The following is a 12,298-nucleotide window of genomic DNA, read 5'->3' as shown; positions in this document are numbered from 1 at the left end:
ATGGCACGTTTCTTCATTGACCGCCCCATTTTTGCCTGGGTCATCGCCATCGTCATCATGCTCGCCGGTGCGGCCGCGATCCGCGACCTGTCGCTCGAGCAGTATCCCGACATTGCGCCGACCAAGGTCACCATCCGCGCCACCTACAGCGGTGCCTCGGCCGACACCATCGAGAACTCGGTGATCCAGGTCATCGAGCAGCAGATGACCGGGCTGGATCACCTGACCTGGATGACTTCGAAGAGCCAGTCCGACGGCTCGGCCCGCGTCGAGCTCACCTTCGACGCCGGCACCAACCCCGACGTGGCTCAGATGCAGGTGCAGAACAAGCTGCAGCAGGTGCTGAGCCAGCTGCCGGAGTCGGTGCAGGATCAGGGCGTGACGGTGGCCAAGGCCAGTACCGATACGATGATGGTGGTGAATCTGATCTCGGACGACGAGGCGGTGACCGCCACCGACATCGCCAACTACATCGCCAACAGCCTCAAGGACACCATCAGCCGCATCGATGGCGTGGGCGATGCGCAGGCCTATGGCTCCGGCTATGCCATGCGCATCTGGCTGGATCCGGCGAAGATGCAGAAGTACGCGCTGATGCCTTCCGACATCTCCAGCGCACTCACCGCGCAGAACACCGAGGTGTCGGCCGGTCAGGTCGGCGCCTTGCCGGCGGCCGCGGGCCAGAGCCTGAACGCCACGATCACCGCGCGCAGCAAGCTGAAATCCATCGACCAGTTCGAGAAGGTGATCATCAAGTCCGCGGCCGATGGCTCGGCCGTGCATCTTTCCGATGTGGCGCGTCTGGAAATCGGCCGCGAGAGCTACACCATCAGCACCCGCTACAACGGTGCGTCCTCAGCCGGTCTGGGCATCTCGCTGGCTTCCGGCGCGAATGCGCTGAAAGTGGCCGAGGCTGTCCGCGCCAAGCTCAAGGAGTTGGAGCCCTACTTCCCGAACCACATGAAGGCCGTGGTGGCCTATGACACCACGCCCTTCGTGCAGGTCTCGATCGAGGAAGTGGTCTACACCCTGATCGAGGCGCTGATCCTGGTGGTGCTGGTGATGTATCTCTTCATGCAGAACCTGCGCGCCACGCTGATTCCGGCGGTTGCCGTGCCGGTGGTGCTGCTGGGGACTTTCGGCATCCTCGCGGTGTTCGGCTACTCCATCAACACGCTGACCATGTTCGGTCTGGTGCTGGCCATCGGCCTTCTGGTGGATGACGCGATCGTGGTGGTCGAGAACGTGGAGCGCATCATGAGCGACGAAGGCCTGTCGCCACGCGAAGCCACGCGCAAGTCGATGGGCCAGATCACCGGCGCACTGATCGGCATCGCCCTGGTGCTGTCTGCCGTGTTCATCCCGATGGCATTCTTTGGCGGAGCCACCGGCATCATCTACCGCCAATTCACGATCACCATCGTGTCGGCCATGGCGCTCTCGGTGCTGGTGGCCCTCACGCTCACTCCTGCGCTCTGCGCCAGCCTGCTCGCACCGATCGCCCAGGGCGGGCATGTGAGCCCGCGCGGACCGCTGGGGCGTTTCTTCCGCCGTTTCAACAGCCTCTTCCAGCGCGGCACCGAAGGCACGCGTGACGGAGTGCGGGGCCTGCTCGGCCGGCGTGCAGCGGGCATGGGCGTGTATGCCGCCCTGTTCGTCGCGGCGGCGCTGATCTTCGCGCATCTGCCCACCTCCTTCCTGCCCACGGAAGACCAGGGCGCACTGATGGCGCAGATCAAGCTGCCCGCCGGCTCCACCAATGAGCGCCTGCTCAAGTCGATGAAGACCTTCGAGACCTATCTCGCGAAACAGCAGGATGTGCTGGCGGTGATGACGGTGTCGGGCACCGATGGCGACCAGGCCTCGGCGCGCGCCTTCATCACGCTCAAGGACTGGAGCGAGCGCAAGGGCGAGGGACAGGATGCGACCAGTCTGGTGCATCGCTTCTCGAAGGAGCTCTCCGCACAGCTGCGGGACGCTACGGTTTTCGTGATGCAGCCGCCGGCCGTGCGCGGCCTGGGCTCCAACTCCGGCTTCGACGTGCAGCTGCAGGATCTCGGCGGCGTCGGCCATGACGCGCTGACGGCGGCGCGCGACCAGTTCCTGCGTTTGGCCCGCCAGAGCCCGCTGCTCTCCCAGGTGCGCACCAACAACCTGGATGACACGCCTCAGCTGGAGATCACGATTGATGACGCCAAGGCGGCTGCGCTGAGGGTATCGGCGAGCGACATCAACAGCACGATGTCATACGCGATGGGCGGCAAGTATGTGAACGATTTCATCTACGGCGGCCGGGTGAAGAAGGTCTACATCCAGGGGGACGCGCAGTTCCGCATGTCGCCCGAAAGCTTCAAGAACTGGTATGTGCGCAACGCCAACAGTGACATGGTGCCTTTCTCTGCCTTCGCCAGCGCCAGGTGGAAATACGGCTCGCCGCAGCTTGTGCGCTACAACGGTCTCTCGGCCTACGAGCTGGTGGGCGAGCCCGCCCGCGGCGTGAGCTCGGGTACGGCGATGGCCGAAGTCGAGCGCATCATCAGCCAGCTGCCGACCGGCATCAGCTATGAATGGACGGGCTCTTCCTACCAGGAGCGGCTCTCCGGCCAGCAGGCGCCGATGCTGTATGCGGTGTCGGTGCTCTTCGTGTTCCTGTGTCTGGCGGCGCTCTATGAAAGCTGGTCGGTGCCCTTCTCGGTCGTGCTGGTCGTGCCGCTGGGCGTGCTGGGCGCAGTGCTCGGCACCTGGATGGCGGGGCAGAACAACGACGTCTACTTCCAGGTCGGGCTGCTCACCACCGTCGGCCTTTCGGCGAAGAACGCGATCCTGATCGTCGAGTTCGCCAAGACGCTGGAGGAACAGGGCAAGGCGCTGATCGAAGCCACGCTGGAGGCGGTGCGCCTGCGCCTGCGGCCGATCATCATGACCTCGCTCGCCTTCATGTTCGGTGTGCTGCCGCTGGCATTGTCCACGGGCGCCGGCTCGATGAGCCGCCGCGCAATCGGCGTCGGCGTGCTGGGCGGCATGATCTCCGCAACGCTGCTCGGCGTGTTCTTCGTTCCCCTCTTCTATGTGATCGTGCGCAGCCTCTCGGCCAAGCGCAAGGCGGCCACTGCCGCCGTGGAGCAAGCATGATGAAGTCATTCAAATTCACCCTTCGCCCCCTCGCGCTCGCCAGCTGCCTGATGCTGGGCGCATGCATGAACCTCGCGCCGCGCTACGAGCGTCCGGCCCTGCCGGTGCCGGCCACGCTGGCTGCGTCTCCGGTGCAGGGCAGTGCGGGGCTGGGCGCCGGTCCGGTGGCCGATACCGGCTGGGAAGCCCTGATCGCCGATGAGCGCCTCAAGGCGGTGATCCGGCTTGCGCTCGACAACAACCGTGATCTGCGGGTGGCGGTCGCCAATGTGGACAAGGCCCGCGCCACCTGGCGCGTGGAGCGTGCCGACGAACTGCCCGCGCTCAAGGCCACCGGCAGCGAAACCCGCGAACACACCTCGCGCACAGCCAGCAGCAGCGGGGTGGCCAGCACCAGCAGCAGCTGGAAGGCGCAACTGGGTGTCAGCGCCTATGAGCTCGACTTCTTCGGTCGCGTGGCCAACCTCAGCGAGGCCGCGCTGCAGAGCTACCTCGGCACCGAGGCCACGCAGCGCAGCGTGCAGCTCACGCTGATCTCCAGCGTCGCATCCTCCTGGCTCACCCTGGCCGCGGACCAGCAGCAGCTCAAGCTCGCGCAGGACACTCTCGCCAGCCGCGAGCGCACGCTCGACACCGTGCAGCGTGCGCATGCGCTCGGCGGCTCGTCCGGCCCCACGCTGGCGGCCGCCCAGGCCAGTCGCGAAGCCGCACGCGCCAGCGTCGCAAGCTACAGCAGCACCGTAGAGCAGGATCGCAATGCGCTCGAGCTGCTGCTCGGCGCGCCCTTGCCCGAGCGCCTCCTGCCGCCGCAAGGGCTGATCGGCGACGAGACCCGCGCCGCCCAGCTGCTCGACGTGCCCGAGGGGCTGTCGTCCGAACTTCTGCTGCAGCGCCCCGATGTGCTGGTGGCCGAGCACACGCTGCGGGCGGATAACGCCAACATCGGCGCCGCGCGGGCCGCTTTCTTCCCCACCATCACGCTCACCGCCGCGGGCGGCAGCACCAGCCGCAGCCTGGGCGATCTCTTTGCCAGCGGCAGCGGCGCCTGGAGCTTCGCGCCCTCGATCAGCCTGCCGATCTTCGACGGCGGCAGCAACCGCGCCACCCTGGACGCGAAGAAGGCGCAACAGACCGCCGACATCGCGACCTACGAGAAAACGATCCAGACCGCCTTCTCCGAAGTTGCCAATGCGCTGGCCGTGCGCCGTCACATCACCCAGCAGATCGAGGCGCAACGCGCCCAGGTGGCCGCACTCGAAAAGAGCCTCGGCTACGCCCAGGCCCTGCAGGCCCAGGGCAGCGGCAGCGCGCTGGATGTGCTCGATGCGCAACGCACGCTCTTCACCGCCCAGCAGACGCTCACCACGCTGCGGCTCGCCGAGCAGACCAACCGCATCACGCTCTACAAGGTGCTGGGCGGTGGTGCGCGCAGGGAGGCTGGGTCTGCCGGCAGGCAAGACGCCTGACGCGCAGCACAAACGAAAAAGGCCCGTTCCGGCTGGCGTGAAGCCAGATCCGGAACGGGCCTTGCTGTTTCAGTGGGCACCCGGTGCGCGGCGAAGTTCAGGCTGTGCGGGCGCTCATTCCTGTTCGCCGCGTGACCATTCGATCCAGTCGTCGCCGAACCATTCGACCGGGTGAGCCGTGCGTTCGGAACCGTTGCCGCAGGCCATGTCGTTGGCGGCGCAGTATTTGTCGCAACCCCAGCAGATGCGTTCGGGGTGCTTCGGATGTGTGGGGAATTTCTTTGCCATGCGGGGCTCCAGCTTGCAGCCACTTCATGGGCTGCTGGCTGTCATGATCGTCCTGTTGTGTGACAGCCGCCTGATCATGGATCAAGGATTGCCCATTCGGCGATGGATTCCCGCCCGGCGTGCGGATGCCGCGACGACAGGCAGGGCGGCCGGCACAAACGGAAAGTGGACCGTGTGGTCAGATGCCCGCAGGCGGCGCAGCGCTCAGTGGCCGCTCGCGAGGCTCATGCCTTCGCAGCAGGCGGCGAAGCTCGCGCGCAGGGCATCTTCCGGCAGGTCGCGACCGATCAGCACGATGCGGCTGCGCTGCGATTCATGCTCGCCCCAGGGACGGCCGTAGTCGAAGCCGGCCAGGCGGTGTACGCCCTGGAAGACCAGGCGGCGCGGTTCGCCGGCGATCGCGAGGATGCCCTTGTAGCGCAACAGATCGTTGGCGTGTTCGGCGATGAGCCGGTCTACGAAGGCGGAGACGGCGTCGAGGTCGAGCGCTGCGTCGGCTTCGAGCAGCAGGCTGCCGATGGCGTCGTCCCAGGACCGTCGCGGCATCTTCTGGCCGAAGGCGTTGCGGCGTTCGTTTGCCGCGCGCGCCACGCGCAGCCCCTGTTCCGGCAGCAGGCCCTTTTCGCCGAGCGAGAAGCCGCCGGTGGCGAGCAGCGCGGGCCAGTGTGCGTCCAGCTCGCGCACGTCGATCAGCGGTGCGCGCGCGTTGATGGTGGCTAGGCGCTCGGGCACCGAGTGCAGTCCGGCGAGATCGGTCTTGGTGATGATGATCCAGTCGGCATAGGCGACCTGTGCGCCGGCCACGGCTTCGCGGTCGAGCTGGCCGGTGATGTGGCAGACGTCGACCAAGGTGATGACCGCGTCAAGCTGGAAGGCCTCGCGCAGGCGCTCTTCCCAGAAGAAGGTCTGGATGACCGGGCCGGGGTCGGCGAGGCCGGTGGTCTCGATGACCAAGCGGTCGAACGCGAGGCTGCCGGCTTCACGCTGTGCGAGCAGGTCGGTGAGGGCCGTGGCCAGTTCGCCACGCACGCTGCAGCAGATGCAGCCGTTCGATAGCTCGATGATCTGCGTGGCGCCGGGTGAGATCAGGCTGCCGTCGATGCCGGCCGCGCCGAACTCGTTTTCGATGATGGCAAAGCGCTGATCGGGGTGAGCCGCCATCAGGCGATTCAGCAGGGTGGTCTTGCCAGCGCCGAGGAATCCGGTGAGCAGGGTGACGGGGATCATCATGTTTGGGTGCTGGGTGCTTAGTGCTGAGTGCTGAGGTGGGGCTCGGTTTGACTCCGACCTTGGTCTTCCGTGCCCCGTTCCGTGTTCAGCAGCATTTGCCCTGGGCGCCGCCGAAGCGGGCTTCCTGGCGTTCGCGGAAGAACTCCTCGTAGCTCATCGGGGTCTTGTCCGGATGCTTGAGGCGGGTGTGCTGCACGTAGGCGTCATAGTCGGGCAGGCCCACCATCAGGCGGGCGGTGTCGCCGAGATATTTGCCGAGTCGGGCCAGATCGTTGAACACGGTGCGGTCCTTTCAGGGGCTTGTTCCGGTCTGCCTCCGCGAAAGGCAGGGGCAGGGCGGAAAAAGCCGGCCGGAGGCGCGGGGGCACCTCCGGCGGCAATGGGAGACAACTCAGACGGTGACCTTGCCGCCGTGCGCCTCGTAAGGCGTTTCGTTGGCGGTCGGGTGATTGGTGGCATAGGCCTTGAAGCAGGCGCGGATGCCGAACACGGCGATCGAGATGACGACCAGCATGAAGAGACCGCACAGAGTGGCGTCCAGATACTGGTTGAAGATCACCTGCTGCATCTGCGCCACGCTCTTGGCCGGGGCGAGGATCTCGCCGCGGTCAGCCGCTGCGCTGAAGCGGGCCGCGTTGGCCAGGAAACCGATCTTCGGGCTGGCGTCGAAGATCTTCTGCCAGCCGGCGGTCAGCGTGCAGGCCAGCAGCCATACCGTGGGCACGATGGTGACCCAGACATGGCGCTCGCGCTTCATCTTGAACAGCACCACCGTGCAGAGGATCAGCGCACAGGCTGCCAGCATCTGGTTGGCCACGCCGAAGAGCGGCCACAGCGTGTTGATGCCGCCGAGCGGGTCGACCACGCCCTGATACAGGATGTAGCCCCAGGCGGCCACGCAGAGGCCGGTGCCGATCATGTTCGGGATCAGGCGGTCGGTGCGCTTGAAGGCCGGCACGAAGGCGCCGAGCAGATCCTGCAGCATGAAGCGGCCGGCACGGGTGCCCGCATCCACCGCGGTCAGGATGAAGAGCGCTTCGAACAGGATCGCGAAGTGATACCAGAAGGCCATCATCGCCTTGCCGCCGACCACGCCGGAGATGATGTGGGCCATGCCGACCGCCAGCGTCGGGGCGCCACCGGCACGCGAGATGATGGTGTGCTCGCCCACGTCTTTCGCGGTCTGGACCAGCACGTCAGGCGTGATCACGAAGCCCCATTGCGAGACCTTGGCCGCGACTTCGACCGCTTCCTTGCCGATCACCGCGGCCGGGCTGTTCATCGCGAAATACACGCCCGGGTCGATCACCGAGGCGGCGACCAGCGCCATGATCGCGACGAAGGATTCCATCAGCATGCCGCCGTAGCCGATGAAGGCGGCGTGGCGCTCGTTGTCGAGCAGCTTGGGCGTGGTGCCCGAGGCGATCAGGGCATGGAAGCCGGAGACCGCACCGCAGGCAATCGTGATGAAGAGGAAGGGGAAGAGGTTGCCCGACCAGACCGGGCCGCTGCCGTCGACGAACTGGGTGACGTGCGGCATGTGCATCGTGGGGGCGACCACGACGATGCCGACGGCCAGGCCGAGGATGGTGCCGATCTTGAGGAAGGTGGAGAGGTAGTCGCGCGGGGCGAGCAGCAGCCATACCGGCAGCGAGGCGGCGATGAAGCCGTAGCCGATCAGCATCCAGGTGAGCTGGGTGCCGGTGAAGGTGAAGGCCGGGCCCCAGTACGGGTCGGCTGCCACCTGGCCGCCGAGCAGGATCGCGGCGATCAGCAGGATGAAGCCCACCACCGAGATCTCGCCGATGCGGCCCGGGCGGATGTAGCGCATGTACACGCCCATGAAGATCGCGATGGGAATCGTGGCGGCCACCGTGAAGGTGCCCCAGGGCGATTCGGCCAGCGCTTTCACGACGATCATCGCCAGCACGGCGAGAATGATCACCATGATCAGGAAGGCGCCGAAGAGCGCGATCATGCCGGGCAGGGTGCCCAGCTCGCTCTTGATGAGGTCGCCCAGCGAGCGGCCGTCACGGCGGGTCGAGACGAAGAGCACCATGAAGTCCTGCACCGCGCCGGCCAGCACCACGCCGGCCACGATCCAGAGCAGACCGGGCAGGTAGCCCATCTGTGCGGCCAGCACCGGGCCCACCAGCGGGCCGGCACCTGCGATGGCGGCGAAGTGGTGACCGAAGAGCACGTTCTTGTCGGTCGGCACATAGTCGAGGCCGTCGTTGTGGCGCATCGCCGGCGTCATGCGTGAAGGATCCACGCCGAGCACGGTGTTGGCGATATAGAGGCCGTAGAAGCGGTAGGCCGCGAGATAGATGCCGACAGCGGCCGTCACCACCCAGAGGGCGTTGATGGTTTCGCCGCGGCTCAGGGCCACGTAGGCGAGGCAGATGGCGCCGAGCACGCCGACAGCCGCCCAGCCCAGATGAGGCAGGATGCGATTCATGTGTCTCCTCCGTTGTCGTCGCCCGGGGGCGATCGCAAAGGGTTTTCGGACGGGCCTCGCGGCCCTTGCTTGCCGGACGCTGCCGGACTGCTCCGAAGTATGGAGAACGTCACCCGCTCGCACATCAGCGTCACTACGCAGCGCGACTCCGTACGATTACATAAGGACTAACCATGAGTGGCAGTGCGGCATGGCACGGTGTCGCCGCGGAAAAGCCTGATGGCTCCTGCCGGCAGCCCTCGCTAGCATGGCGGCATGCTGCTCCGTTTGAAGGTCCTCCTGCTCGCCGTCGCGCCGCTTCTGCTCGCCATTGCCGCCATCGCGGCGGTGGTGCGGATCGAGGCGCGTGCGCTCGCCGACGCCGAAACGGCAGCCGTGCTGCCGGTGCTCGAAGGCTCGCGCAAGGCCGAGATCCGCCACTATGTGGATCTCGCGCTTGGCGCCATCGAATACCTGCATGACGAGCCGGACCAGAAACTCGCCCGCGACCGCGCGCTGCGCATCCTGCAGCAGCTCGATTTCGGCGACGACGGCTACTTCTTCGTGTATGACATGCAGGGCCGCAACCTGATGCATCCGCGCCTGCCGCAGCTGGTGGGGCAGGACCTCTGGGACATGCGCGACGCCACCGGGGCGCCCACCATCCAGCATCTCGTCGAGCAGGCGCGCCAGGGCGGCGGCTATGTCGAATTCATGTGGAACCGCCCCTCCACCGGCCGTACCGAGCGCAAGCTGGGCTATGTCACCACCGAGCCGGTGTGGGGCTGGATGATCGGCACCGGCATCTATCTCGACGACATCGCCGACGCCCGTACCCGGCTTGATGAAGCCGCGAGCCGGGCGATTTCCTCCACCATGACCCTGATCGTGGTGATCGCCGGCGCGGCCACGCTGATCGTGGCGCTGTGCGGTTTCGCGCTGAACCTCTCCACCCAGCGCAGCGCCGAGGCGCGCATGCGGGCGCTCGCACATCAGGTGGTGCTCTCGCAGGAAACCGAGCGCGCTCGCGTGGCGCGCGACCTGCACGACGGCGTGAGCCAGCTCCTGGTGTCGGTGAAGTTCATTTTCGAATCGGTGCAGGAACGCGTCTCGCGCCTCGTCGGCGAGGGCGCCGGCGAAGCTTCCGAGCTGACCGGCAAGGGCGTGACGCGGCTCAACGATGTGCTGCGCGAAGTGCGCAAGATCTCCCACGATCTGCGCCCCACCGCGCTCGATGACCTCGGCCTGCAGGCCGCGATTGCGCAGACGCTGAACGAGTTCGGCCAGCGCAGCGGGCAGCGGGTGGAGCTCAAGGCCGACCCCAGCCCGGACCTGCCGGGCCCGGTCGCCACCGCCCTGTTCCGCGTGGTGCAGGAGGCGCTGACCAACATCGAGCGCCATGCCGGCTCGACTGCGGTTACGATCAGCCTGATGAACCGGCCCCATCTGTTGCGCCTCCTGATCGCCGACAATGGCCGTGGCTTCGCGCCCGAGCTGCTCGCCCTGCAGCCGCGCGGCGGCCTCGGGCTCACCAGCATGCGCGAGCGGGTCGAAACCCTGGGCGGCATGTTCAACCTGATCAGCAGCCCGGGTGCGGGCACCCGCATCGAGATCGTGCTGCCCGCGAGCAGCCTGAAGAACTGAGGATCCTCCCGAGATGAGCCAGACCGTCCGCCTGATGCTTGTTGATGACCATCCGCTGGTGCGCGACGGGCTGCGCGTCCGCCTCTCCACCGTGCCGGGTTTCGAGGTCGTGGCCGAGGCGGGCGAGGGCGAAGAAGCGCTGGCCCTGCTGGGCCGGGCAGCGCCCGATGTGGTGCTGATGGACATCGCCATGCGTGGCACCAGCGGCATCGAGCTGGTGCGGCGCGTTCATGATTGTCATCCGCAGGTGCAGGTCATCATGCTGACCATGCATGACCAGCCGCAATACGTGATCGAAGCCTTCCGCCAGGGCGCGCGAGGCTATGTGCTGAAAGACAGCCCGGCGCAGGAAATCGTTGCCGCGGTCAATGCCGTGATGGCTGGCAAGCGCTACTACTCGGCCGGCGTGGCCGATGCGCTCGCCGCCGGCGCTGTGCCCGCGCCCTTGCTGACGCTGCGTGAAAAGGAAGTGCTGGCGCTGATCGCCGAAGGCCTCTCCAGCAAGGAAATCGCCTCCCGCCTGAGCCTCTCGGTGCGTACCGTCGAGACCCACCGGCTCAACATCAAGCGCAAATGCGAACTCGAAGGGCCCTCGGCGCTGGTGAAGTTCGCGGTCGAGCGCAAATGGGCGGGGATGTAGGCGGCTGATGGCCGGTGCGAAGCTTTGCCTCATGATCATGCTGCAATGCGAATGGCATTTCATGGAGCGTGGCTGAACTGCCGTCCGCTTGTGCCATCGCTCAGATTTCGCTGCGGGCAGGCGTGTGGGCCGGAGCCGGAGTGGCGGCCAGCGCACGGTCCCGCTCGCGTTGCCAGCGGCGCTGGATGGCGCCGAGCTCGCGGCCCGGCGCGCGCAGTGATGACTGCGCGTCGTCCCGTGCTTTCTTCAGCAGTTCGATGCGTGCCCGCAGCAGGCCGATGGCTTCGTCGGTCGCGCTGTCGAGCTGCCCGGCCAGCTGCCAGGCTTCATCCCCGGCATAGCTCTCACGCACCGCATGGTGAGCGCCCACCCGCAGGTTGTAGACCAGGCCCAGCTTCACTTCGCAGGCCACTTCCTGCGCCGGCCAGTTCGCCTCGCTGAAAGCCAGGATGCGGCCACGGTAGCTGGCTTCATGCGGGTCCAGCGTCAGCCCGGCGTAGTCATGCGCAGCCTGTGCGCAGGCGAGGATGTTGTCGGCGTCGCCGGCCCGAGCGAGTGCCGGCAGGCTTGCGAGCGCGAGGCACAGCAGGCCATGCAGGAGGTGGGGCCTGAGGACTTTCTGTTGGCAGGGCATGGCACAGCGGAGCGATGTCGATCCGCCCAGTCTGCGCGGTCGGCCCGCCGCGCGCTGTAACGATCTGTGCCGGCCTGCTTCCGCGCTTCAGCCCAGCACCGGGCCGCCTTTTTCCACCGCGCGCTGCCAGGCCGGGCGGGCGCGCACGCGTTCGAGCCAGGCGGTGATGTGCGGAGCCTGGCTGGCGGCCGCGCTGCGCGAGAAGAGGGCTTCGAGCGCGAAGCTCATCTGGAAGTCGGCGAGGCTGATCGCGTCCCCCGCAAACCAGGTGTGCGTGGCGAGGTGGGCGTCGATGAACTTCGTGGCCGTTTCGAGGTTGGGTGCGATCAGTTTCGTGATGACCTTGTCGCACAGACCGCGCGCAATCGGCTTCACGAAGAAGGGCATGGGCTGACGCGGGATGGTGCTGAACACCAGCTTCATGACCAGCCAGTTCATCAGCGAACCTTCGGCGTAATGCAGCCAGAAGCGGCACAGGCGGTGGGCTTCGGTGCCGCGCGCGGGTTCGAGCCCGGCGAGTTCGGCAGGTGCCTGTGCGCCGTAGATTTCGGCGATGTATTCCAGGATCGCGGCGGATTCGGCCAGTACCAGGCCGCCGTCATCCACGACCGGCGCCTTGCCCAGCGGATGGATCTTTTTCAGCGAAGCGGGCGCGAGCCGGGTGGCCGGATCGCGCTTGTGCTCGACCATTTCGTAAGGCAGGCCCAGCTCTTCGAGCAGCCAGAGGATGCGGTGGGAACGGGATTTTTCGAGGTGATGGACGATCAGCATGCGGGGCTCCTGTGAGTGGGGCGGGAATGCCGGCAGGATATCAGCCCTGCCGGCAT

The 12,298-nt window shown here is 66.7% G+C and carries 10 protein-coding genes; 4 read left to right on the top strand and 6 right to left on the bottom strand.

Features of this window, described 5'->3' with window-relative positions:
- Window positions 1-3,132, top strand: a complete 3,132-nt coding sequence (locus tag ABDB87_RS03240; RefSeq protein WP_345924062.1) for an efflux RND transporter permease subunit — start codon at window positions 1-3, stop codon at window positions 3,130-3,132.
- Entirely contained in the window at window positions 3,129-4,598 is a 1,470-nt protein-coding gene (locus ABDB87_RS03235) for an efflux transporter outer membrane subunit (RefSeq protein ID WP_345924060.1), read from the top strand. Before ABDB87_RS03240 ends, ABDB87_RS03235 begins: the two co-directional genes overlap by 4 nt.
- Before the next feature lie 114 nt (window positions 4,599-4,712).
- On the opposite strand, the gene ABDB87_RS03230 is transcribed toward ABDB87_RS03235, so the two are convergent.
- The 4 genes from ABDB87_RS03230 to ABDB87_RS03215 form a co-directional block, all read right to left on the bottom strand.
- Window positions 4,713-4,886, bottom strand: a complete 174-nt coding sequence (locus ABDB87_RS03230; protein WP_345924058.1) for a DUF3079 domain-containing protein — start codon at window positions 4,884-4,886, stop codon at window positions 4,713-4,715.
- 204 nt (window positions 4,887-5,090) lie between these two features.
- Window positions 5,091-6,116 (bottom strand): CobW family GTP-binding protein, encoded by a 1,026-nt coding sequence (locus ABDB87_RS03225; RefSeq protein ID WP_345924056.1) that lies wholly within the window; start codon window positions 6,114-6,116, stop codon window positions 5,091-5,093.
- 85 nt (window positions 6,117-6,201) lie between these two features.
- Window positions 6,202-6,396: a YbdD/YjiX family protein gene (locus tag ABDB87_RS03220; protein ID WP_345924054.1), complete on the bottom strand. Its 195-nt coding sequence runs from the start codon at window positions 6,394-6,396 to the stop codon at window positions 6,202-6,204.
- Window positions 6,397-6,507: 111 nt separating this feature from the next.
- Window positions 6,508-8,574, bottom strand: coding sequence for a carbon starvation CstA family protein (locus tag ABDB87_RS03215; protein WP_345924052.1), 2,067 nt, complete (start codon window positions 8,572-8,574; stop codon window positions 6,508-6,510).
- Window positions 8,575-8,829: 255 nt separating this feature from the next.
- Here ABDB87_RS03215 and ABDB87_RS03210 point away from each other — a divergent pair, with 255 nt between their 5' ends.
- Window positions 8,830-10,197, top strand: coding sequence for a cache domain-containing protein (locus tag ABDB87_RS03210; RefSeq protein ID WP_345924050.1), 1,368 nt, complete (start codon window positions 8,830-8,832; stop codon window positions 10,195-10,197).
- A gap of 13 nt (window positions 10,198-10,210) precedes the next feature.
- Window positions 10,211-10,837, top strand: a complete 627-nt coding sequence (locus ABDB87_RS03205; protein WP_345924048.1) for a response regulator — start codon at window positions 10,211-10,213, stop codon at window positions 10,835-10,837.
- Between the two features lie 100 nt (window positions 10,838-10,937).
- Here the strand turns inward: ABDB87_RS03205 and ABDB87_RS03200 are convergent, their stop codons facing one another.
- Both ABDB87_RS03200 and ABDB87_RS03195 read right to left on the bottom strand, forming a co-directional pair.
- Window positions 10,938-11,471 (bottom strand): hypothetical protein, encoded by a 534-nt coding sequence (locus tag ABDB87_RS03200; RefSeq protein WP_345924046.1) that lies wholly within the window; start codon window positions 11,469-11,471, stop codon window positions 10,938-10,940.
- Window positions 11,472-11,558: 87 nt separating this feature from the next.
- On the bottom strand, window positions 11,559-12,242 hold the full coding sequence (locus ABDB87_RS03195) for a glutathione S-transferase family protein (protein ID WP_345924044.1): 684 nt from the start codon (window positions 12,240-12,242) through the stop codon (window positions 11,559-11,561).
- Between the last annotated feature and the right edge of the window lie 56 nt (window positions 12,243-12,298).

Origin of the sequence: Uliginosibacterium paludis (assembly GCF_039631355.1) — a bacterium.
In the GTDB taxonomy this organism is placed as follows: Bacteria; Pseudomonadota; Gammaproteobacteria; order Burkholderiales; family Rhodocyclaceae; genus Uliginosibacterium; species Uliginosibacterium paludis.
This window is presented reverse-complemented; position numbering and strand designations above follow the sequence as displayed.

What these genes read in the sequence shown, in the direction of transcription:
- ABDB87_RS03240 (WP_345924062.1), top strand. Translation starts at nt 1, where the DNA reads ATGGCACGTTTCTTCATTGACCGCCCCATTTTTGCCTGGGTCATCGCC.
- ABDB87_RS03235 (WP_345924060.1), top strand. Translation starts at nt 3,129, where the DNA reads ATGATGAAGTCATTCAAATTCACCCTTCGCCCCCTCGCGCTCGCCAGC.
- ABDB87_RS03230 (WP_345924058.1), bottom strand. Translation starts at nt 4,886, where the DNA reads ATGGCAAAGAAATTCCCCACACATCCGAAGCACCCCGAACGCATCTGC.
- ABDB87_RS03225 (WP_345924056.1), bottom strand. Translation starts at nt 6,116, where the DNA reads ATGATGATCCCCGTCACCCTGCTCACCGGATTCCTCGGCGCTGGCAAG.
- ABDB87_RS03215 (WP_345924052.1), bottom strand. Translation starts at nt 8,574, where the DNA reads ATGAATCGCATCCTGCCTCATCTGGGCTGGGCGGCTGTCGGCGTGCTC.
- ABDB87_RS03210 (WP_345924050.1), top strand. Translation starts at nt 8,830, where the DNA reads ATGCTGCTCCGTTTGAAGGTCCTCCTGCTCGCCGTCGCGCCGCTTCTG.
- ABDB87_RS03205 (WP_345924048.1), top strand. Translation starts at nt 10,211, where the DNA reads ATGAGCCAGACCGTCCGCCTGATGCTTGTTGATGACCATCCGCTGGTG.
- ABDB87_RS03200 (WP_345924046.1), bottom strand. Translation starts at nt 11,471, where the DNA reads ATGCCCTGCCAACAGAAAGTCCTCAGGCCCCACCTCCTGCATGGCCTG.
- ABDB87_RS03195 (WP_345924044.1), bottom strand. Translation starts at nt 12,242, where the DNA reads ATGCTGATCGTCCATCACCTCGAAAAATCCCGTTCCCACCGCATCCTC.